The following is a 21,174-nucleotide window of genomic DNA, read 5'->3' as shown; positions in this document are numbered from 1 at the left end:
CCCGTCAGGCGCAGGTGCCCTTCCCGACGCCAGGAAGCACCTTGAGCGCGGGAGAGAGAGGGCGGATGAACCGACGACTCAGTGCGCTTGTCCGAAGAGACCCGGCCGAAGTCCAGGGCGCGTATTTCCTGCTGAAGGGCCTGTTGCCCTGGCTTCAGCCGAAGCGAGTCACGCGGCTCACCGGCCCCATCCGCGAGGGCTGGTTGATGAAGACGGTGGGCGGGCTCGCCGGCACGGTGGGCGCGACGCTCCTGTCCGCGCACCGCCATGGCCGCGTCACGCCGGAGCTTCGGAAGCTGGGCATCTGGAGCGCGCTCACGCTCCTGGTGGTCGACGTCTCCACGTATGCCACGCACCGGAAGCGGCGCTCCGCCGTCTTCCTGGCCGACGCGGCCGTCCAGGCCGCGCTGCTCGCGGCGCAGTGGTACGCGTGCAGCCGCATGCCGGTGGTCATCGACGCACGCGCCGGTGGCCTTCGCGACCCGTCACGGTACGGCGCGGGCGAGCATGGACGGTGGAACATCCTCCCTGGCGAGTCACGCGACGCGGCCGGCAATCGAGACATCGTCGCCGAAGGCTCCATGTCCTCCTTTCCCGCCAGCGACCCGCCTTCCTACATGGGCTGACGGCTTCGCCCCTGTGCCTCCCGGAGCGGGCGGTGTAAACGGGAGCGCGTGAGCGAGCGCTGGGAGCGGCGGTTCCGCCGAGAGGTGAAGGAGCTGGACGCCGCCCTGCGCGGCGTCCTGTCCCGGAGACAGTCCGACGAAGAACTCCGTGCCGCCCTCGAGGAGCTGGCGCGCCGCCCCGCCTTCTCGTCCTTCACCTGGCTGTGGGGGCCTGCCCTCAACGCCAGGGACCGCGTCCGCTTCCGCCCCCTCATGCTGTCCTGCTTCTCGCCCAGCAGCATCACCGCCGCGGGGAAGTGGGTGAACCCCTGGACGGGGGAGAACGCCGCCGCGCTGGAGGCCTGGCGCTCCGACGCGGACCGCGCCGACGACGTGGAGCTGTTCCGCCGCCTCCAGGCCTGGAAGCTGGCGGGCCTGCGCGGCCCCCAGCAGATGGAAGCCTGGCGAACGGAGGTGGTGCGGCGTGTCCGGGAAGCACCCACGCGCGCGGCGCGGCACACCGAGCTCGCCAAGATGGACCTCGGCTGGGGGCGGCTGGACGAGCCCACCGCCCTGGCGCTGGATGAACGGGACGCGGAGGCCGCCCGGCCCTTCATCCTGGCGCACCTGCCCTGGAACAGGCCCCATGAGCGCTCGTCGCCATGGAACACGCTGCGCGAGCGCGCCCAGGCCCGGGGGGACGCGGCCCTGGCCTCCGCCCTCTACCGGCGGCTGGTGGATGAGCCCACGTGGCGCCGCGATGCCCTGGCGCTCGCGCGCACCGTGCAGGCGCCAGCCGCGCTGGTCACCGCGCTGAAGGAGCACCACCCGGAGACCCCCATGCCGGGCGCGGCGCAGCTCTTCGTGGAGTTGGCGGAAGCGCGCGGGCGCGATGTGGCGCCTTACCTGCTCGGCCACCTGCAGGCGGTGTTTCCCCGCTGGGGCGTGCTCGGACGGAAGAACGCGAAGGGCTTCCCGGACCTGCTGGCGCTCGCGCGGGCGCGCGATTGGGACGACGTGTGGGGCGCGCTCCTGCGCACCTCCGCCACCAGTGAGACGTATGACGCGGAGGTGCGGCGGCTGGCGCGGGACAGCGCGTCGCCTCCGGCCCGGACACAACGTCGGCTGCTCCAACTCGCGGGCGCGGGGGGTGAGTGGAATCTCCCCGGCCTGGGCCTGGCCCGGGTGCTGCCGCTGACGGACGCCACCGCCACCGCCCTGTACGCGCGCTTTCCGGAGCTGGTGCGAGGCCCCTTCCGGATGCACGTCGCCTCGGGCTGGCGCGCCGCGTACCCCAAGCTGGTGATGCGCGCGCTGGAGGCGAACGACGAGGACCTGCTGGACTTCCTCGCCAGCCGCGCCGCCATGCACACCCCGGCGGCGGGGAGCGCGAAGGAGTGGGAGCAGGTGCTCGACGCGCTGGCCGCGCACTACGAGGCCTTGCCGAAGGAGGGCGGCGTCTTCGCCCGTCGCGCCGCCAACGCGCTGGGCGCCCTGCCCGCCTATTCCATCTGGAACTTCGACGCGCTGCTGGAGAAGAACCGGCTGGCGCGGCTGTTCTTCCTCCGCTCGGATGACTTCTACCTGGCCGAGCCCCGCGCCGTGCGCGACCTGCTGGAGGCGCCGCAGATTCACGTCCAGGCGCTGGCCTTCCGCCTGCTCGGCCGCGACTGCGCGGAGGCCCGCGAGGTGGCCGCGCGGAACCTGGACCTGCTCCAGGCCACCCTGCTGAGGCCCCTGCACCGGCGCACGCGTCACGCCGCCTTCGGCGCGCTGGCCAACGCCGCCGCCCACGGCGTGGAGGCCGCCCGCGTGCTGGTGCCGCGCGTGCGAGCCGCCTTCGCGCTGCCGGACTCGCGCTATCCCAAGGAGTCGCTGATGGCGCTGCTGGCCCACATGCTGACGCGCTGGCCGGAGCTGCGAAGCCCCGCGGAGGTCCCCCACGTCTTCGGCCCGCCCGCGAAAGGAGACGGCGCATGACGGCCTCCAGCTTCCTCTACGCCACGCCCTCCGTGTTCGAGTCCACGCGGGAGCGCGCGCGGCTCAGCCTGTCCGCGGACGCGAACCGCCCCGTGCGCTTCCACGCCCGCGTGGCCCGGGACGTCCTGTCCTTGCGGCTCGCGCTCCAGGCGCTCGGCGGGCTCATCTGGCAGTCGGACGCGTGGAACGAGGCCTGGGGCGGGGGGCTGCTGGACCCGCTCATCACCGTGCATCCCGACCGCGTCTTCTTCGAGGCCTTCAGCCAGGACCAGAGCGCCTACGGGCTCGTCATCGTGGACCGCGGCCTCTTCGAGCCCGAGGGCGAGGTGCGCTGCGGCACCACCAACGTGGACTTCACCGCCTGGCTGTGGGCGGCGCTGGCGGAGCTGCGCTCCACCCGGGAGACGCACCTGCGCATCGGTCCGGAGGGGCTCGACGTGCGCACCACCGGCGCGGGCGGACGCTTCGAGCAGAAGGTGGACGTCCCGGAGCCCTGGGTGCGTGGCCTGCTCCAGCTCCAGGGCGGCATGGCGATGCCCGGCACCCGCCTGACGGCGCGGCCGGTGGACCTGCTCGCCGCGGTGCGCTTCCTCTGCCACACCAAGGCCAAGGTGTCACCGCGCGCGCTGCGCTACGAGTTGCACCCGGGCGAGGACGCGCGGCTGATGCTGGAGCCATGGGAGCACCCCGTGCCCTTGAAGGGCGCGGCCCACGGCTACACGGCGCCTCGCATCATCCGGGCCTGGGGCCGCAGGCGGCTGCGGCTGCTGGAGCCGCTGCTGCCCTACGCGGAGCGGGTGGACATCTACCTGAAGGGCCGCGCGCTGCCGCACTTCTACGTCGCGCACCTGCCCGGCGGCGTGCGCTTCCTGCTGGGCCTGTCCGGGTGGACGGCGAACCACTGGACGAACACGGCGGGCATGGACCTGCTGCTGGAGCCGACGCGCGACGCCGCGCTGGCGGAGCGCGTGCTCGGGGTGCTGCGCGAGCGCTTTCATGCCTCGACCGAGGACGTCGCCGCCGCCCTGGGCGTGGAGACAGCGCAGGCCGCGGGGGCCCTGGCGGCGCAGTGCGCGGCGGGACGCGCCCTCTTCGACGTGGAGGCGCGGCGCTGGCGCCACCGCGAGCTGTTCGCCACGCCGGTGGACATGGGCCGCCTATACCCCCCTGACGCCCGCCGCGAGGAAGCGGCGCGCCTGGAGGCCGCGGGCGAGGTGGAGCTGATGTCCGCGGCGCCACGAGAGACTCGCAAGGTGCGCACGCTGCCCACGCCGGAGGGGCCCGTCACGCGCGAGGTGGTCCACCGGGACTGGGTGGTGCATGGCCGCGCGGGCGCTCAGTCAGGCCTCGAGCTGGTGATGAACGACGAGGACCGCCTCCTCTTCGGCCGGTGCGGCTGCGAGTACTTCAGCGAGCACCTGCTGAACCAGGGCCCCTGCGCACACCTGCTCGCGCTCAGCCGCCTGGCGCGAGCGCGGCGCCGGGAGCGCAGCAGCTCCGAGCCCGCCTCGGCGGACGCGCTCGCGGCCCGGGCGGCGGAGGCGGACGCGCGACGGCAGCAGGCGGACGCGCTTGACCCGGGAGACGACGAATGACGATAACGGCAGGTGCTCTCGGGAGAGGCCAGGGCTCGCAGATGAGCCATGAGTACCGCGGTGCTTCGCCGCGGGGGTGTTCTGTCCCCATCTCTTCGCCAGGGTCCCAGCGTACGCAACGCAGGGAGCCCCGGGTCCAACGCCTCGCAGGTCGTCCCCTGGCCTCTCCCGGAGCACCATGAGCTGGTTCGACACCACCCTCTCCCGGCTCAAGGGGTTGTTCAGGCGCCCCGTGACGCGAAGCACCACCGGGCTGGACGTACCGCTGGATGCCCACGGCCGTCCCCAGGACGTGGTGAGGGAGACGGTGTCCACGTCGGGCCCCCTGAAGCCGGGGCACCTCAGACAGCTTCGCCGGGATGCGCGGCTGCTCCCCAAGGGCAGCCGCCGCTACACCCCAGGCCGGAAGAAGTGGATGGAGGCCGCCGAGGCCCGGCGGCTGTTCTCCGCCACGCTGCGCACGCGCAACCGGAACCTGCGGGACTTGCTGCCCGACGAGGCCCAGCTGGCGCGCTACGGACTGCCGGTCTGGCGCACGGAGGAGGACGTGGCCGCGGCGCTGGGCGTCTCGGTGGGCGTGCTCCGTCACTACAGCATCCACCGCCCGCGCGAGCGGGTGCGGCACTATGTGACCTTCGCGGTGCCCAAGCGCTCCGGAGGCGTCCGGCTGCTGCACGCGCCCAAGCGGCGACTGAAGGCCCTGCAACGCCGGCTGCTGGCGCTCCTCGCATCGAAGCTGCCCGTGAGCCCTCAGGCCCATGGCTTCGTGCCCGGCCGCTCCATCAAGACGGGCGCCATGCCACACGTGGGCCGGCGCGTGGTGCTGAAGCTGGACCTGAAGGACTTCTTCCCCTCCGTCACCTTCGCGCGGGTGCGAGGGCTGCTCATCGCCCTGGGCTACGGCTTTCCCGTGGCGGCCACGCTGGCGGTGCTGATGACGGAGTCCGAGCGCCAGCCGGTGGAGCTGGAGGGCACCCTCTTCCACGTCCCGGTGGGCCCGCGCGTCTGCGTGCAGGGCGCCCCCACGAGCCCCGCCCTGTGCAACGCGGTGCTGCTGCGGCTGGACCGGCGGCTGGCGGGACTGGCGCGTCGGTACGGCTACACGTACACGCGCTACGCGGATGACCTCACCTTCTCCGGCGACGACGTCGCGGCGCTGGAGCGAGTCCGCGCGCTGGCCGCGCGGTACGTGCAGGAGGAGGGCTTCGAGGTCAACCGCGAGAAGACCCGCGTGCAGCGCCGGGGCGGTGCCCAGCGCGTCACGGGCGTCACCGTGAATACGACGCTGGGCCTGTCACGCGAGGAGCGGCGGCGGCTCCGGGCGATGCTGCACCAGGAGGGACGCGCGGGGGACGGCGAGGCACGCCGCGCGCACCTCGACGGCCTCCTGGCCTACGTGAAGATGCTCAACCCGGAGCAGGCGGAGCGGCTCGCTCGCCGGCGCAAGCCGCGCGGGACGTGAGCGCGGGCTCAGCTCCGGATGGGCCAGGGCCTGTCGCGCATCCCGGCCTCCCAGTTGTCGTGACGGCCGTCCCAGTACATGACCTTGAGCGCACCGGGGTCCACGTCGTCCAGGCACTGGATGTTGACGGACCGGAACTCCCCACCGAGCTCCTCGACGAACCCGGCGGCGAAGCAATGGATGCCGCAGTGCTTGCAGAACGAGCGGTAGTTCGGGCTCGAGCCCCTCCGGAACTCCCCCAGGTGTTCGGCGCCCGCGGTGACGCGGAAGTCGCTCGGCTTCGGGTAGGCCTGCGCGCCGCCCACCTTGGTGCAGATGGTGCAATTGCAGCGGCTCACGGGCTCCGACAGGTCCATCTCGGCCTCGAAGCGCACGGCGCCACAAAGACATCCCCCGGTGTAGTGCTGCAGCTTGCTGTCCTTCGTCATGACGGAACCTCCCCGAACGGGTGAACCAACGCCCCCAGGACTAATCCGCTCGAATGACAGGGGTATGTCAGGTATCCGCCGGCCGCCTCTCCTCCGTGAATCCCCGCGCTTCGACCTCTTGCGTCACGCCCCCGCAGACGCAGAGTCACTGGCAGTCGCAACTCAAGGTGGAATCCAGCCTGCCCGCTCGCCGCTGAAAGATGACACTTCCTACCTCGGCGTGGTAACCGGACTCTCCCCTCGTTGGTGGTCAAACGGTGTGCGCTCACGCCCGGCCACCAGCCAGGGTGGTCGCTGTGCACCTCGTGGCCGCCCTGACTACCGCAGGAGAACGAGACATGAGCGTCATGTCAAACGCAGCACTGGCGCTGTCCACAGGTCGCCGGTACCGTGCCTACACCACGCGACACCTGGACGAGCTGACGACTCGGGCCGGGCTCTCCGCGGACGAACGGCTCGCGGTGCAGGCGGTGGCGCACGTGCTGCCCTTCCGGACCAACAGCTACGTCGTGGACGAGCTGATTGACTGGGACGCCGCACCCGCCGACCCCATCTACCGGCTCGTCTTCCCGCAGGCGGACATGCTGCCCGCGGATGACGTGGCGCGCATGGCGGACCTGCTGCGCTCCGGTGCATCCACCCTGGAGCTGAACGCGGCCGCCAACCAGATTCGCGCGCGGCTCAATCCGCACCCCGCCGGGCAGATGGAGCTCAACGTCCCCAAGCTGGCCAACGAAGAGCCCGTCCCGGGCCTCCAGCACAAGTACAAGGAGACGGTGCTCATCTTCCCCAAGCAGGGCCAGACGTGCCACGCCTACTGCACGTACTGCTTCCGCTGGGCGCAGTTCGTCGGGGACGCGGACCTGAAGTTCGCCTCGCGGGAAATCGAGCCCCTGGTGAGCTACATCCGCGCGCACCCCGAGGTCACCAACGTGCTGTTCACCGGTGGCGACCCGATGATCATGACCGAGTCCGTGCTGGCCAAATACATCGAGCCGCTGCTGGACATCGAGCACCTGGAGGCCATCCGCATCGGCACCAAGGCGCTGGCCTACTGGCCGCAGCGCTTCGTCACGGACTCGGACGCGGACGACATCCTGCGCCTGTTCGAGAAGGTGGTCGCCTCCGGCAAGAGCCTGGCCTTCATGGCGCACTTCTCTCATCCCAACGAGATGGCCCCTGACATCGTCCAGGAGGCGGTGCGCCGCATCCGCGGCACCGGCGCGGTCATCCGCACCCAGGCGCCGCTCATCCGCACCATCAACGACACGCCGGACACCTGGGAGCGCATGTGGCGCACGCACCTGCGCCACGGCATGGTGCCGTATTACATGTTCGTCGAGCGAGACACGGGGCCGCAGGACTACTTCGCGGTGCCGCTCGCGGAGGCCTACGGCATCTTCCGCGACGCCTACCAGCGCGTGTCCGGACTGGCGCGCACGGTGCGCGGCCCGTCGATGTCCGCCACGCCCGGCAAGGTGTGCGTGGACGGCGTGGCGGAGATTGCCGGCGAGAAGGTCTTCGTCCTCCACTTCATCCAGGCGCGCGACCCGGAGCTCGTCGGCCGGCCCTTCTTCGCGAAGTACGACGAGAAGGCCTCCTGGCTGTTCGACCTCAAGCCCGCGCTGGGCGCAACCCACTTCCCGTGGGAGCAGCCCGCGCAGTCGTAGCCGCCACGCGGCGGGAGGCCTCGGTCGCGGGCCTTCCGCCTGGGCCGCACGGTGCATACCGTGGCGGTATGCTCGGCGACCGTTCCTGGGGGGAGTGGATTTCGGAGTACTCGAAAAGCCACACCCATGCTGTCAACCGTCTGTGTCATACGGTGGGCATCCCGATGATCGCGGCCTCAATCCCCCTGGCCGCCGCATCCCCATTCGTCCCCCGCCTCTGGAGAGTGCCCGCCGCCCTCTTCGTCGTCGGGTGGAGCGTCCAGTTCGTGGGCCACGCCTTCGAGCGAAAGCCCCCGGAGTTCCTCAAGGACTGGCGCTTCCTCTTCGTGGGCCTGCGTTGGTGGGCCGCGAAGGTGGCGGGCAGGGCTTGACGCCCGCCTGAATGGCTCAGCCCCTGGGAGGCGCCGCCGGCGTGCGCACGTGTTCGGGCCGCACGCCCATGCCCACCAGGCGCGCCGGAATGCGCCGCAGGAAGGGGACGTGCTGGACCAGCCACAGCGGCAAGGGAAGCGCGGTGGACGCCGCCGGACTTCGCAGCGCGGGCCCGAGCACGCGATTCTGGATGAGGACCTGGGCCCGCTGGGTGACACGCGTGGGCCACTCCCGGCGCTCCTGGACGCGCCGCAGGTCCATGGGCGTCACGCGCCGGGCGAGCAACGGCCCCGCGAGGATGTTGGCGGCGGCCACCGCGTCCTGCACCGCCAGGTTGATGCCCACGCCGCCCACGGGCGACATGGCGTGCGCCGCGTCGCCAATGCAGAGCAGGCCCGCCTGGTACCAGGTGCGCAGCCGGTCCACCCGCACGGTGAGCAGCTTCACGTCATCCCACGTCGCCAGCTCGTGGGTTCGGTCCGCCAGGAAGGGCGCCAGCCGGGCGAAGTCCTCGCGGAAGGACGCCAGCCCGGCCTCGCGCAAGGCGTCGAAGCTGCCCTTCGCGATGACGCGCCCGCACTGCCACGAGTCGCCCCGGTTGATGAGGATGAAAATCTGGCCCTGCTCGAAGCGGCCCATGGGGTCCTCGGGGTCTCCGGGCTTGCGCGAGGCACGGAACCAGAGGACGTCCATGGGCGCGCCCAGGACCTCCACCTCCAGGCCGGCGCGCTGACGCACCACGGAGGTCCGGCCATCCGCCGCCACCACCAGCGACGCACGGACCTCCAGTGAGCCCTCTGGCGTCCGGGCCTGGACGCCGACGACGCACCCCTCCTCACGCAACACGTCCGTCACCTCCGCACACCGGCGCAGGTGGAACCCCGGGTACGCGGCGGCCTTCCGCGCGAGGAAGTCGAGCAGGTCCCACTGCGGCATGAACGCGATGTAACGCGCGCGCGTGGGCAGGTGAGAGAAGTCTCCGACGACCACGTCATGGGCACCGCGCTGGAAGCGCAACACCGGCGCCTTCTGATGCGGCAGGGCCAGCAGCTCGTCCAGCCACCCCAGCTCGTGCATCAACTCCAGGGTGGAGGGGTGGATGGTGTCGCCTCGGAAGTCACGCAGGAAGTCGGCGTGCTTCTCCAGCACCGTCACCTCCACGCCCGCCCGCGCCAGCAACAGGCCCAGCATCATCCCCGCCGGCCCTCCTCCCACGACACAGCACTGCGTGGTGCGCACCTCGTCGGCCATGTGAGTCCCCCGCCCTGTCAGCTCCAGGCAGCAACATTCTAGGAACGCCTCCCCCCGGAACAACCAGACATTCCAGGACCGGACGTATCTCCGTGACAGCTGCGCGACTCAAGGGGGGCGCCGCTCGGTGAACAAGAAACGGTGTCACTCAAGACCCGTCATGACAGACCGACAAACCGTCCGCCGGGGTCGACAGGACTTGTCAGGCCGCTGGCTCGAAGCCCGGCGCGTGTCCGTCGTCTCACCCCAAAGGACTCATACACATGTCGCGTTTTCGCACTGTCTCAGTGCGCGCTCTTCGGGGCGCGCTGGTGTCATCCGTTTGCCTTGCTTCAGGCGCCTTCGCCCAGGACCTCCGCGGGACCCCGGCCCCGGTCGTGGGCGTGCTCATCAAGGAGGGCCTCGTGCACCCGGGGCTGTTCACCGCCTTCCGGAACCTGCCCAAACACGCCGGTGAGCACAGCCAGCCCCCGGGCGCGCTCATCAACGCCAGCTCACTGCTGCCGTTCAACAAGGCGCTCTACAAGTACGCCGGCTCGCTCACCACGCCCCCGTGCACAGAGGGGCTCCAGTGGTATGTGATGAAGAACCCCATCGAGCTGTCGGACTCGCAGATTGCCGCATTCCAGCGTCTGCCCTACCTCAACCCGAACAACCGCCCGCTGCAGCCGCTGAACGGCCGCACCGTCAGCACGCAACGCGGTCACTGAGGTCTCGGTGGACACGTCCCAGGCCGGGCATGTTCCGGCCTGGGCGGTATCGCGCCCTGACTCCCGTCCCGGGGCGCCGCGCCCGCAGCGCGGGCCTTGTGACCAGGTGCGGCGTTGGGAGCAGCTGGCGACGGCCAGCGCCTCGCGCCATGAGCGGCTCGCGCGCGGTGGCGACGAGGAATCACGGAAGCTGAGGACTCTCAGAATTCCTCCAGACCCTGGGGAAGACGTTGAGGGCCTCTGGGGCGCCGGCTCCGTCCCGCCCGAGGGAAGTATGGTACGAAAAGCCCGTTCCCGCGAACCGGAGGATTGCTTTGACGTTGTTTCGAGTATGTCTGACTTCGCTGCTGGTCTTCGTTGCCGCCTGTGGTGGTGATTCGGCTCCCGCAGTGGCTCCTGATGCCGGCCAGACGCGGCCGGACGCGGGCAGCGAGACGCCGGACGCCGGCGAGGAAATCCCGGACGCCGGCAACGAGACGCCGGACGCCGGCGAGGAAATCCCGGACGCCGGCAGCGAGACGCCAGACGCCGGCGAGGAAATCCCGGACGCGGGCAGTGAGACGCCGGACGCCGGCAGCGAGACGCCAGACGCGGGCGGTGAGACGCCGGACGCGGGCAGTGAGACGCCGGACGCGGGCGTGGAGCCCGAGGTGAGCGTCATCGACAACTGGGGCTTTGAAGAGTGGCCCGGTGCGCTTCCGGAGCGGTGGTTCGGGAGCAAGTCGAACATCACGTCGGACAGCGTGCAGAAGGTGACGACGAACGCCTTCGAGGGCGTGAACGCGGTCCGGCTGACCAACACCTCGGGGACGCACCGGCGCTTCACCACCGGAGCGAAGTCGATGCCCGCGGGCCGCTACGACTGCACCTTCCAGGCGCAAGGCACCGGCGACGTTCGAAACGCCTTCTTCGACGACGACTACTCCAGCTACTCGTCCTACACGGCCATCGACAGCGAGACGTGGACGCAGGTGGCGTACAGCTTCAACCTCGCCAACGACGTCTTCGACACCTTCGAGCTCATCTTCAGCATCCGCAACACCCAGGGCGAGCATCTGCTCATCGATGACGTGCGCTGCGCGCGGGCCGCCGAGCCCTGTGACGCGGTCACCTGCGAGGCCTGGGAGCGCTGTGAGAACGCCACGGCGACCTGCGAGCCGCTCGCCGGCCGGTGCGACGATGCCGCGGACTGCAGCGAGTGGCAGACCTGCGACGAGACGAACACGTGCGTGGTCGCCGCCGGCCGCTGCACGCGCCACGCGGACTGCGCGGGGACGCCGGAGACGCCGGTCTGCGATACGGCCAGCCACCTCTGCGTCGAGGGTGACCCTTGCGCCGGCGTCGTGTGCAACCACCCGGCGACGAGCTGCAACCCCACGAGCGGCGTGTGCGAGCTGTCCGCGGGGGCCTGCTTCACCACGTACGACTGCGTGGGTGAGCTGCCCGCCTGCGACACGGCCACCGGGCGCTGCGTGTCCGCCGACCACCCCGCGAACATCATCCGCAATGGTGGCTTCGAGAGCTGGAACACCTACAACATCCCCTACCACGGGGACCATCTCATCCCGGACTACTGGTACGGGCTCGACAACGGCGTCGCCGACCCGGGCACCGAAATCAAGCCCTCGCGCCTCGTGCGCTACACGGCGGCGGTGCACGGCGGTTCGTCGGCGCTGCAGTTCGTGGTCCCCATCCAGGTCGCCGAGCGCTTCACGTCGGAGAAGTTCAACGTCCCCAGCGGCAACTACTCCTGCTCGTACCGGGTACGGGGCCACGGCACCCTCCGGCATCGCAGCTACTCGAGCGCCGGATGGAGCCCGGCCACCGACTTCCTCACCGTCGACAGCGACGCGTGGCAGCCGGTGTTCTTCCGCATCACGGGCAACGTGCGTGACTGGCGGCTGTTCTTCTATCCGAGCCGCAGCGAGGCCGACCGCGACCACCTCCAGGTCGACGACGTCGTCTGCACGAAGGACTGACCCGGCGGGCGGAGGCGCCGGACACGGCCCTCCGCCCCCCCGGTGTCTCAGGGCAGCGGCACCGGGATGGGCCCCGAGTAGGACCAACGGTCGATGACGCCATCAGGGCCGAGCGAGCCGTTGGTGTTCCAACCTCAGGCGAAGACGGAGCCATCCCCGCGCACGGCGATGACGTGGGTGGCGCCCATGCCCATGGAGGACAGCGGCGCGCCCTCCGCCGAGGAGGCCGTGGGCTCCGGATGCGACTGCACCGTGAAGCCCATGGCGAGCTGGCCGTTGACGTTCTGTCCCCACGCCAGCAGCGAACCGTCCGCGAGCCGCGCGAAGCTGTAGTTGCCGCTGGCGAACGCGGCGCGCGCCTGGGTGACGTTCTTCACCTTCACCGGCGCGGCGCTCTCGCCGCCCGGGGTGAGGGCGCCCGTGCCGAGCTGGCCGCTGGCGTCCAGGCCCCACGCGGGCACCGTGCCGTCCGCGTGCACCGCGAGGAGGTGGTGCCGTCGCCCATCTGACCGTTCTGGTTGTTGCCGAAGGCGCGCACCGTGCCGTCCTCCATCAGCACCATCGAGTGGCGAAGGCCTGGGCCCACCGCGACCGCGCCCGACAGCCCCGGCACGCGCGTGGCGGCGTAGCGAGGGGTGACGTCCGGCGGCCGCGTCTCGCCGTCCACGGGCGGAGTGCCCAGGCCGAGCTGGCTGTCCCCGTTCTCTCCCCACGTCCACACCTCTCCGCCGGCGGTGAGCGCCATGGCGAAGTTCTGGTTGAAGGCGATGGAGGCCACCGACTCCAAGCCCGGGACGACTCGAAGCCGGACACCGGGGTGGCCACCGTCACGCGAAGGGGGGCGGGGACGCCGGGCGCGCTCACCACGTCCGACCCGCAGGCGACTGGAACAAGCGACTTCTACATCCTGGAATGGCTGGTGCTCGACGGGTATTGCGCCATTTTCAGTGTCCCGGAAGGAATGCCCAAGATTCACAAGCCCGCACGCGGCATCCGCATGGGCGCCGAATATCCCGACGGGCTGCGGTTCAACATGACCAAGCAAGAACCGGGACTGAAGATTGCCGACGTCATCCCCAATGCCGTGAATTACTTCATGGTGTCGAAGCGCATGAAGGAACTCCTCATGCAGCATTCCGGTGCGGAAATCGAGTTCCTCCGCTTCGTGCTGTTGAATCACCGTGGGCGGGTCGCGAACGAGGACTGCTACATCGCGAACGTCGTCGGCATGCAGGACTGCGTGGACATGGAGAAGACAGAAGGCGACCCGGATCCGCTGAAACCGGACCGCTTCATGTACCTGCGCCGCCTGCTGTTGCAGGAGGACAAGGTGCCTCCTGGAGCAAAGCTCTTCCGCACCGCGGCCGCCCCCCCGGCTGATGATTGTCCGCAAGGACCTCAAGGAACAGCTCGAGAAGGACGGCGTCACGGGCATCACCTGGTATCCCGTGGGCTCAGAGGTGGACATCGCGCTATGAGTCACGACGCCGTGGCTATTGCCCGACTCAACCGCTGCGTAAATGGGTCAGACCGTGGTCTGCGCGCGTCGCACCGCGCAGCACCTGCCCGCCTCTGGGGCGGCTCATCCAACCGGCCTATGGATACTCCAGGCGGCGCATGGGTATCCTCTCTTCCATGACGCTCGTAATCCGCCAGGCGCAGTTGGAGACCTTCGGGGAGGCTTCTCGCCATCGGTTCGAGTCGCGGCTCTGCGACCTTGTGCGCCAGCACTGGCGGGAGTCATGCGAGGCGATGTCGCCGTCCGACCTCCACAAGTTCGTAGAGGACGGCATCGCGCGGGGCCGGCGCTACGGCCTCACCTCTGAGAGAGACCTCGCGCGCTTCGTCAACGTCCAGTTCGCGCTCGGCGCCGAGTTCGACGCAGATCCCCGCCATGCCTGGGCCGCAGATGTGCTCAAGGCCTCTGGCGTCCCCGCGTCCACCCGCGTCGACCAGCTCTGCGAGCTCACCGCCGGGGCCCTGCGATGAGCACTCAAGAGAACTTCGCCCACCTCCAAGCCGACACACAGTCCTTCCCGGACCGCCCCGTGGACTCGGCGGTGGAGCCCTGCCCGCTCCAACAGAAGGTGCGCATCCGGCTGGTGGTGCGGAATCACGACTTTGGCGTGTACACCCACAAGAAGTACCGGCTGACCATCGACTCGGCATCCGTCGACGGGAACACGGGCGACAGTGGCCTGGTCGACCAGTTGGTCCCCAAGGCGGCACGCCAGGCGGTCCTCAAGGTGTGGCTCGCCGAAGGGCTTCCGCCGCGGACCTGGAACCTGGAGCTGGGCAAGCTCAAGCCCCCGTCCACCGTCCAAGGCGTACAGGCGCGCTTGAGCAACCTCGGCTTCGGACAGGGCCCTGTTGACGGCGACGCGGGCTCCGACACGCGGAAGGCGCTCATGGCCTTCCAAGCGGACTTTGGCCTCGAGCCCAGTGGCGAGCTTGACGACGGTACCCGGTCCCGCCTTGACGAGGTCTACCGGTCGCGCCAGGAGGCGCCCCCACTGGAGGGCGTCTGGCGTCCCAAACCCGGCAAACGCTTCAAGCGCTCAAAGGATCGCACGGCGAATGCGCCGGTTCCCGGTGTCCGCGATGAATAGGCTGCGCCCGGCCTGGTCGACCGCCAGGCCGCGAGGCCCATTCAGTTGAGCCGCCCCCGGCAGGCCACCGTCGCCCGCGAAACCTGCCGCGCCCGTGCCCGCCAGCGTGGTGATGACGCCTTCCTCCACCTTGCGCACCCGCGCTTGCGGCGTGCAGGTGATGTAGACGACACCTGCGCCGTCCACGGCGAGCCCCTGCGGGGTGTCGAGCTGCGCCGCGTTCGCCGCGGCACCGTCCCCGGTGTTCCCCTGCACGCCCGTGCCCGCCAGCGTGCCCATCGTGAAGGTGTCCGTGGTGTCGTCATACGCAATCATGCGGACACGGTGGTCGCCGACGGTCGACACGTAGACGTTGCGCGAGTTGTCCACGGCGACAGCGACCGGCGTGTGGAGCGACGCCGCGCCGGGCGCTCCACCATCCCCCGCGAACGCCGCGTTGCCGTCACCCGCGAAGGTGGTGATGCTCCCAGTGGCGATGGAGAGCGCGCGGATGCAGTGGTTTCCCTGGTCGCAGATGTACAGCACGTCGCCCTTGAAGTCATAGGCGACGTCGGTGGGGGTGTCGAGCTGCGCGAGCAGGGCATCACCGTCGTCACCGAAGAACCCCTGCGTCCCATCGCCCGCGACGAGTGAAATGTTGCGAGACCTGAGGTCCACGCGGCGCACGCGGTGGTTCCCACTGTCCGCGACGTAGAGCGCATGGTGGTCGCGGTCGTAGGCCAGCCCCGCCGGGGTGTCCAACCGCGCCGCCGCGGCGGGGTGATTCGCATCCCCCGCGTGGCCGTTGTGGCCATTGCCCGCGCACGGATAGATTTCGATGGTGCTGTCCACCCGCCGGACGCGGTGGTTGCCGGAGTCGGCGATGAAGACCTCCTCACGCCCACAGGCCACCGCCAACGGCGTGTCGAGCTCGGCCGCGATGGCATCAAAGTTGTCGCCATCGAATCCTGGCGTGCCGCTCCCCGCGAACCCGTCAATGGAGCCATCCGCCACGATGACCTTGCGAACCCGGTGGTGCCCCCGGTCGACGATGTAGACATCGTCCGTGGCGTCGACCGCGACGGCACAGACGGCGTTGAAGGTCGCCCCGGTCGCGAGCCCGCCGTCCCCCCCATTCCCGTTGGCGCCCGTGCCCGCGAACGTGCGGATGGTGCCGTTCGCCGCGTTCACGCATCGCACGCGGCGATTGCCGCGGTCGGCGATGTACACGTGGCCCGCGGAGTCGACCGCTACGCCACAGGGGGCGTTGAGCTGGGCTGCGTCCGCGGCCGCGCCGTCCCCCCCGAAGCCTTGCGTCCCATCGCCCGCGAAGGCCGTGATGAGCCCCTCCGAGACCTGACGCACGCAGTGGTTTCCCGTATCCGCGATGTAGAGCCCGCCGCCCATGTCCAACGCCACCGCGGTCGGCGCGTTCAGGGTCGCGGCGGCAGGCGGGCCGTCGTCGCCCGCGTGGCCCGCGCCCCCCGTGCCCGCGAAGGTCTGAATCCTCCCCGTCGTCAGGTTCACGCAGCGGATGCGGTTGTTGCCGGTATCCGCGATGTAGAGCAGGTTGTCCGCCACCGCGAGCGCCAGACCGCCGGGGGCGTTGAGCAGGGCCGCGGTGGCGAGCCCCCGGTCACCCCCGAAGCCCTGGGCGCCAGTCCCCGCGATGGTGGTGATGATTCCCGTGGACAGGTTGACCTCGCGGACCCGGTGCGACGCCGAATCCGCGATGAAGAGGCGGTTGCGTGAGGTGTCCACCACGAGGCCCGCCGGCGTGCGGAGCCGGGCGTTCGTGGCCAGCGCGTCAGCGTCACCCGCGTACCCCGGGTTGCCGTCTCCGGCGAACGGGCGGATGACCCCCGCGGCGTCAATGACGCGCACGCGGTGATGCCCGGGGTCGGAGACATAGACGTTCCAATCCGCGTCGTACTCCAGGTGCGTTGGCGTATTGAATTGCGCGGCGGTCGCCTGCCCCGCGTCTCCCAGGTTGCCGTTCGCGCCCGTGCCCGCGAAGGTCGAAACGGACGCCGGAAACATGCCGAAGAAGTGGTGGATGGAGAGCGAACAAGGCCCGTTCGGACAGACGCGCGGGTGACGGTGGCACCCAACCTGCGGGGCACCGCAGGCACCGGCGAACGCGACGCGGGCGGCCGCCACCGCAGCGCGCGCGACCTCCGCCAGCGCGAGGCTGGGCGTGCCACAAATGGCGGCCACCGCGGCGATGCGCGGCAGGAGCTTGGCGTTCACGTTGTCGGTGAGCATCGCGGGTGCGAACGCCCGCGGATTGATGGGAATCGCGGGCACCAGCGCGGCAGCCGCCGCGATTGCCACGCGGACATCCTCTCGGATGGCCGCCATCGCAGCCACCGCGGTCGCGGCTGCCTCCGCCGGCCCTTGCGAGTAGTGGCCACCCGGCTGTCCGATTCGCGCCTGGGACGCGGCGCACACGGCCGCGGTCACCGCCGTCTTGATTTGCGCGTCGTTCGGTACGTTGGCCCCATTGCGCGCGTGGGCCGCGAGCACGATGCGCGCCGCGAAGCCGGTGGGGATGGCGTCATGGACCGCCTCCAGGGTGTCGGCGTGCGCCGCACAGCCAAACGCCTGCGCCGCCGCCTCCTTCGCCTGGTCTGGCAGCGTCGGAGCGTTCAACGGGTCGCTCAGCAGGTCCGCGACGACGATTTCGACGAAGTTCGTGACCTCCTGGGCGCACTTCGCGGCGGCGAGCATCACGCAATCGACGACCGCGGCGGCCAGGGCCTGGAGATTGGCATGCGACGCGACGGTCGCCGTCGCCACGACGGTCCCCAGGGCCCCCGTGAGCGAGACATGCGTGCCGGCCAATCCCGCCATGTCCGCCGCCCGCTGCGGGAGCGTGCGCGGAGGGACCTGGACAGCGGGGACGAGCATGGCGTTGGCCACGAGCTGAATCTTGCCCTCGATTGCCGCCTGGTAGGCCGCGCCCACCGCCACCTGGGCCCGCGTACCCAGCACGTTCTGGTAGACATCAATCTCCGCCGCGGCCGTGGCCAGGAGCGCCACCGCCGCGCCGTTTATCGCCTGCGGGGTATGGGTGGCGTCCGCGTAGCACGGCCCACGGGCCGCGCCCGGCCACAGGATGCCCACGTTGCCCCGCGGCCCCGCGTACTTCGCGGCGAACTCCGCGCCCCCGGTATCCATCCGGTGGTCGTCGTCCCACTCGCGGCTCTCGTACGCCGCCACCCCCTGGTCGATGTTCGGGTGACCGAACGCATTGCCCCAGCCAAACGAATAGGCAATCAGGTACTCCGCCGCGCGATTGGGGCGCGGCACATACGGAGCGTGGCCCACGGGCGCCCCGTGGTGTCCGGCGACGAGCCCCACGCACTGCTGGTCCACCCCGTGACGGAAGACCTGCTGATTGGCCAAGTGGGGCAACTGCTCGAACGTGGCATCGCCCGTGAGCAACATGTACTGCCCCGCCACCCCGGGGTTTTCAATCCGCAGCGCGAGCCCCGAGTTGTTCGTGCCGTTGCCCGAGCACTTGATGACCCGGAAGTGTGAGTGCGTGGACCGGCGCATGACCGGGGCATTGTGCCAGTCCTCGTCGGGCCACTTGTGGATCGTACACCCCTCACCGTCGAGCGACTGCTCCAACGCCACCGCGCTGTTGCTCTTCTGGATGGAGGCGCGCCAGGCGATGTTCGACCGGTCTTGCGCTGGCGCCAGGACGTGCAGGTTGTTGACGGCATGCGCGTTGGTCATCTGGAGCAGCGCGCGGTAGTGGTCCTCGTCCCAGTGCGACTGAATCACGCGGGAGTAGGCGGCGTCGATGCAGTACGTGGGCGCTGGGTGGGGATAGGTGAATTGACTGCCGCTCATCCCGCCCCCCAGGTCGTAGTAGATGAACGGGCGCCAGTTGTCGTTGAAGACGACGTTGCAGTTCCCCTGGCCCACGTCGACGACCACCACGAAGCGTGGCCTGCTCGCCGCCCCGACAGGAAACCAGTTCTGGAGCAGGAGGTCGGCGGTCCCTTGATTGAGATTGATGATTGGCACGGGTCAGTCCTCCACCCAGATCTGGCTCATGCGCTTCAGCTTCCGCAGCGCCCAGGGCGTGTCCGGGACCCGGGCGATGCCGCGCATGAACCACCGGGAGTCGATTTCGCCGGACAACCCAGCCAGGGCCGGGTTGGTGGCGCCTTGGGGCACGAAATGGATGTCGATTGCCACCAGGGGTCGATTGTCGCGAGGGTCGTCATTGCGGTTGACGACCATCTCCACCCAGTTGCCTGAAAGAAAGTAGGGCTCGTCGCCGTCGACCGCGGTGACGATGTCCTGCAGCACGTTGATGGGGACAGTCAAATCCACGACGCAGAACTTGCTGACCTGCCCCGCCGTGTTCCAGCGCGGCATGTCGCTGAGGTCGTCCTGGAGCTGGCCGAACCACTGCTGGTCGATGCACTCGAAGATGACGTGAAAGAAGGGAACGCCCTTCGAGTCCTCTCGTTCGATGTCGCGAATGTAGGCGTACAGGTACTCGTCGTAGACCACCAGCGCATCGAGGTCCCCCTGGTGGTTCACCTCGAAGACCTGGACCTCGTGCGAGTCGTCATCGGACACCTCCATCACCGAGTCCGCCTCGCACCCTCCATCACACTGGCCCTCGTCATTGCAGACGGTGCAGATATTGACGCCACATTGGAAGCAGGCGTCGAACTCGTCCCGGTGGCCGAAAGGATCCCTGCAAGGAATGTACATGGCAGCTCTTCCGCAGGCCGCCGGCGCCTGGGCCTCCTCGCGCGTGGTGGAAGTCCGGCCGTTAGAGAGTGTCGCGCGTCCGGTAGCGGGTCACAAGCACCGCCGCGGGAATTTCTCCGCCAGCACGCCGCGGAGCTCCGCGGCGCCTTCGCCTGGAGCGCATCCTGAATGATACACGCATGTTACATCCGCAGCCACGCTGAAGCTGCCACAGCGCATCATCTACATCGGGGTCCGTGACAACTCAGCCCCGGGTCAGACATCAAATCTTGCGTGTCTTTCGCTACCCATCTTCCGCGCACCCGTGGCTCGTGGTCTTGCAAGGGGGGTCGTGACGCCAGGCATCCTCCCAGCGCCACGGCTCGGTTCCCCCACTGAGAAATGGAGTTCGTGATGAAACACCCCCTCTTGAGCATGTTCGGGCTCGTCGGCGTCGTCTGCGCCACGGGTGCCCCCTCCGTCGCCGAGGCCCAGGTCCCGCCCCCGTCCTGGGTGCACCAGCTCGGCGCCCACCATGACGAGCAGGCCCACGCCGTGGCCGTCTCGGGCACGAGCGTCTACGTGGCGGGCCAGACGACCAGCCAGCTCGGTGCCGACCCGCAGGCTGGCGGTCAGGACGCCTTCATCGCCCGGTACGACACCGCCGGCAACCTCCAGTGGGTCCGCCAGTTCGGCACCGCGCAGATGGACCGCGCCACCGCCGTGGCCGCCGACGCGGACGGCAACGTGTACGTGGCCGGCACCACCTTCGGCAGCCTCGACTTCTACACCAACGCGGGCGGCATCGATTACTTCATCGCCAAGTACGACGCCGCCGGCAACCGCGAATGGCTGAGCCAGAACGGCACGCAGATGGACGACTTCGCCACGGGCCTCGCCGTCGGCGCGCCCGACAAGCTCTTCTTCACCGGCTACACCGGCGGCAGCTTCGCCAACGGCGGCAACCCCAGCAACTACGACATCGTCGTCGCGCTCTACGACACCGCGGGCAACCCGTACTGGCTCCAGCAGTACGGCACTTCCGTGAGTGACCTGGCGCGCGGCATCGCCATCACGCCCACCCATGAGGTCTACGTCGTCGGCAACACCTACGGCAGCCTCGACGGCACCACCACGCCGGTGAGCACCGACATCTTCCTGCTCAAGCTCAACCTCCTCGGCGTCCAGCAGTGGGTCCGGCAAATCGACGCGGGCGAGCTCGATGACGCCAAGAGCGTCGCCGTGGGCCCCGACGGCGGCGTCTACCTCGCTGGCGAGACGTTCGGCAGCCTCGACGGCAACGTCAACAACGGCACCGTCGACGTGCTGCTCGCCCGCTACGACAGCGCGGGCAACCGCCAGTGGAGCCGCATGCTCGGCGGCTCGCAGACCGACTACGCGTTCGGCGTCTCCGTCACCGCGAACAACGTCGTGCAGCTCGTCGGCTACACCTCCGACGCGCTCGACGGCAACCCGCCTGCTGGCTCCTTCGACGCCTTCCTCACCCGCTACGACGCGCTCGGCACCAAGCTGGGCACCCGCACCCTGGGCACCCCGTTCCAGGACATCGCGCGCGGCGTGGCCGTGGACGCCGCCGGCAACGCCTACGTCGCCGGGCAGACCTTCGGAAGCCTGGGGGGCAACACCAGCGCCGGCGGCTACGACGCCTTCCTCGCCCGCTTCTGATTCGACAGGAATCCCATACGGCCGTTCCGACGCGGCACTCCCGCCGGGCACCGGCAGCGCCCTCCGCGGTCGCCTGACGCGGAGGGTGCGGCAGCCCGCCCCTCCCCGAGCAGGGCCCAAGCCCACCTC

At 69.9% G+C, this 21,174-nt stretch carries 18 protein-coding genes; 12 read left to right on the top strand and 6 right to left on the bottom strand.

All coding sequences use genetic code 11. The annotated features are described in order from the left end of the window. The first annotated feature begins 65 nt into the window (after positions 1-65). The 4 genes from HV824_RS18700 to HV824_RS18685 all read left to right on the top strand — a co-directional run bounded on the left by HV824_RS18700 (position 66) and on the right by HV824_RS18685 (position 5,642). The gene (locus HV824_RS18700; RefSeq protein WP_176423925.1) at positions 66-626 is read left to right on the top strand and encodes a hypothetical protein; all 561 of its coding nucleotides are present in this window, start codon (positions 66-68) and stop codon (positions 624-626) included. A 48-nt stretch (positions 627-674) separates the two neighbouring features. After that, complete coding sequence (locus tag HV824_RS18695; protein ID WP_176423924.1) at positions 675-2,585, top strand: gliding motility protein; 1,911 nt, start codon at positions 675-677, stop codon at positions 2,583-2,585. Further along, positions 2,582-4,180 (top strand): hypothetical protein, encoded by a 1,599-nt coding sequence (locus tag HV824_RS18690; RefSeq protein ID WP_176423923.1) that lies wholly within the window; start codon positions 2,582-2,584, stop codon positions 4,178-4,180. The genes HV824_RS18695 and HV824_RS18690 overlap by 4 nt, the downstream gene beginning before the upstream one ends. A gap of 178 nt (positions 4,181-4,358) precedes the next feature. After that, positions 4,359-5,642 carry a reverse transcriptase family protein gene (locus HV824_RS18685; RefSeq protein WP_176417197.1) on the top strand — a complete coding sequence of 428 codons (1,284 nt, stop codon included), beginning with the start codon at positions 4,359-4,361 and terminating at the stop codon, positions 5,640-5,642. A gap of 8 nt (positions 5,643-5,650) precedes the next feature. On the opposite strand, the gene HV824_RS18680 is transcribed toward HV824_RS18685, so the two are convergent. Then, positions 5,651-6,070 carry a GFA family protein gene (locus HV824_RS18680; protein WP_176417196.1) on the bottom strand — a complete coding sequence of 140 codons (420 nt, stop codon included), beginning with the start codon at positions 6,068-6,070 and terminating at the stop codon, positions 5,651-5,653. A gap of 338 nt (positions 6,071-6,408) precedes the next feature. Between HV824_RS18680 and HV824_RS18675 the strand changes: the two genes are divergently transcribed. After that, entirely contained in the window at positions 6,409-7,740 is a 1,332-nt protein-coding gene (locus HV824_RS18675) for a KamA family radical SAM protein (RefSeq protein ID WP_176417195.1), read from the top strand. 68 nt (positions 7,741-7,808) lie between these two features. Beyond that, positions 7,809-8,111, top strand: coding sequence for an Mpo1-like protein (locus HV824_RS18670; RefSeq protein ID WP_176417194.1), 303 nt, complete (start codon positions 7,809-7,811; stop codon positions 8,109-8,111). Between the two features lie 16 nt (positions 8,112-8,127). Here the strand turns inward: HV824_RS18670 and HV824_RS18665 are convergent, their stop codons facing one another. Continuing rightward, positions 8,128-9,363, bottom strand: a complete 1,236-nt coding sequence (locus HV824_RS18665) for an FAD-dependent oxidoreductase (RefSeq protein WP_176423922.1) — start codon at positions 9,361-9,363, stop codon at positions 8,128-8,130. A 263-nt stretch (positions 9,364-9,626) separates the two neighbouring features. On the opposite strand from HV824_RS18665, the gene HV824_RS18660 reads away from it, so the two are divergent. Then, positions 9,627-10,073 carry a carbonic anhydrase family protein gene (locus HV824_RS18660; RefSeq protein ID WP_176423921.1) on the top strand — a complete coding sequence of 149 codons (447 nt, stop codon included), beginning with the start codon at positions 9,627-9,629 and terminating at the stop codon, positions 10,071-10,073. A 389-nt stretch (positions 10,074-10,462) separates the two neighbouring features. Next, on the top strand, positions 10,463-12,052 hold the full coding sequence (locus HV824_RS18655) for an invertase recombinase-like protein (RefSeq protein WP_368738075.1): 1,590 nt from the start codon (positions 10,463-10,465) through the stop codon (positions 12,050-12,052). A gap of 134 nt (positions 12,053-12,186) precedes the next feature. Here the strand turns inward: HV824_RS18655 and HV824_RS37460 are convergent, their stop codons facing one another. Both HV824_RS37460 and HV824_RS37455 read right to left on the bottom strand, forming a co-directional pair. Next, positions 12,187-12,435, bottom strand: coding sequence for a hypothetical protein (locus HV824_RS37460; protein WP_255208152.1), 249 nt, complete (start codon positions 12,433-12,435; stop codon positions 12,187-12,189). Continuing rightward, positions 12,432-12,830, bottom strand: coding sequence for a hypothetical protein (locus tag HV824_RS37455; RefSeq protein WP_368670898.1), 399 nt, complete (start codon positions 12,828-12,830; stop codon positions 12,432-12,434). The genes HV824_RS37460 and HV824_RS37455 overlap by 4 nt, the downstream gene beginning before the upstream one ends. 39 nt (positions 12,831-12,869) lie before the next feature. Between HV824_RS37455 and HV824_RS18645 the strand changes: the two genes are divergently transcribed. The 3 genes from HV824_RS18645 to HV824_RS18635 all read left to right on the top strand — a co-directional run bounded on the left by HV824_RS18645 (position 12,870) and on the right by HV824_RS18635 (position 14,661). Next, positions 12,870-13,691 carry a DUF1629 domain-containing protein gene (locus HV824_RS18645; RefSeq protein ID WP_176423918.1) on the top strand — a complete coding sequence of 274 codons (822 nt, stop codon included), beginning with the start codon at positions 12,870-12,872 and terminating at the stop codon, positions 13,689-13,691. Between the two features lie 113 nt (positions 13,692-13,804). Then, positions 13,805-14,041, top strand: a complete 237-nt coding sequence (locus HV824_RS18640) for a hypothetical protein (RefSeq protein ID WP_176417190.1) — start codon at positions 13,805-13,807, stop codon at positions 14,039-14,041. Then, a complete protein-coding gene (locus HV824_RS18635; RefSeq protein ID WP_176417189.1) occupies positions 14,038-14,661 on the top strand; it encodes a peptidoglycan-binding protein in 624 nt (207 codons plus the stop codon). Before HV824_RS18640 ends, HV824_RS18635 begins: the two co-directional genes overlap by 4 nt. Here the strand turns inward: HV824_RS18635 and HV824_RS38230 are convergent. Both HV824_RS38230 and HV824_RS18625 read right to left on the bottom strand, forming a co-directional pair. Further along, positions 14,611-18,678: a hypothetical protein gene (locus HV824_RS38230; RefSeq protein ID WP_176423919.1), complete on the bottom strand. Its 4,068-nt coding sequence runs from the start codon at positions 18,676-18,678 to the stop codon at positions 14,611-14,613. The two genes, HV824_RS18635 and HV824_RS38230, sit on opposite strands and share 51 nt — an antisense overlap. Positions 18,679-18,681: 3 nt before the next feature. Next, entirely contained in the window at positions 18,682-19,380 is a 699-nt protein-coding gene (locus tag HV824_RS18625; protein WP_176417187.1) for a hypothetical protein, read from the bottom strand. A gap of 393 nt (positions 19,381-19,773) precedes the next feature. Here HV824_RS18625 and HV824_RS18620 point away from each other — a divergent pair, with 393 nt between their 5' ends. Then, positions 19,774-21,045 carry an SBBP repeat-containing protein gene (locus HV824_RS18620; protein WP_255208151.1) on the top strand — a complete coding sequence of 424 codons (1,272 nt, stop codon included), beginning with the start codon at positions 19,774-19,776 and terminating at the stop codon, positions 21,043-21,045. Positions 21,046-21,174: the final 129 nt, after the last annotated feature.

Source organism: Myxococcus sp. AM009, assembly GCF_013372605.1.
GTDB lineage: Bacteria > Myxococcota > Myxococcia > Myxococcales > Myxococcaceae > Myxococcus > Myxococcus vastator.
The sequence above is the reverse complement of the archived record's forward strand: the minus strand, read 5'-3'. Positions and strand labels throughout refer to the sequence as shown.

Bases quoted from the DNA above. Each gene is read 5' to 3' on its own strand.
- HV824_RS18700 (WP_176423925.1), top strand. From the start codon at position 66: ATGAACCGACGACTCAGTGCGCTTGTCCGAAGAGACCCGGCCGAAGTC.
- HV824_RS18690 (WP_176423923.1), top strand. From the start codon at position 2,582: ATGACGGCCTCCAGCTTCCTCTACGCCACGCCCTCCGTGTTCGAGTCC.
- HV824_RS18685 (WP_176417197.1), top strand. From the start codon at position 4,359: ATGAGCTGGTTCGACACCACCCTCTCCCGGCTCAAGGGGTTGTTCAGG.
- HV824_RS18680 (WP_176417196.1), bottom strand. From the start codon at position 6,070: ATGACGAAGGACAGCAAGCTGCAGCACTACACCGGGGGATGTCTTTGT.
- HV824_RS18675 (WP_176417195.1), top strand. From the start codon at position 6,409: ATGAGCGTCATGTCAAACGCAGCACTGGCGCTGTCCACAGGTCGCCGG.
- HV824_RS18670 (WP_176417194.1), top strand. From the start codon at position 7,809: ATGCTCGGCGACCGTTCCTGGGGGGAGTGGATTTCGGAGTACTCGAAA.
- HV824_RS18665 (WP_176423922.1), bottom strand. From the start codon at position 9,363: ATGGCCGACGAGGTGCGCACCACGCAGTGCTGTGTCGTGGGAGGAGGG.
- HV824_RS18660 (WP_176423921.1), top strand. From the start codon at position 9,627: ATGTCGCGTTTTCGCACTGTCTCAGTGCGCGCTCTTCGGGGCGCGCTG.
- HV824_RS18640 (WP_176417190.1), top strand. From the start codon at position 13,805: ATGTCGCCGTCCGACCTCCACAAGTTCGTAGAGGACGGCATCGCGCGG.
- HV824_RS18635 (WP_176417189.1), top strand. From the start codon at position 14,038: ATGAGCACTCAAGAGAACTTCGCCCACCTCCAAGCCGACACACAGTCC.
- HV824_RS18625 (WP_176417187.1), bottom strand. From the start codon at position 19,380: ATGTACATTCCTTGCAGGGATCCTTTCGGCCACCGGGACGAGTTCGAC.
- HV824_RS18620 (WP_255208151.1), top strand. From the start codon at position 19,774: ATGAAACACCCCCTCTTGAGCATGTTCGGGCTCGTCGGCGTCGTCTGC.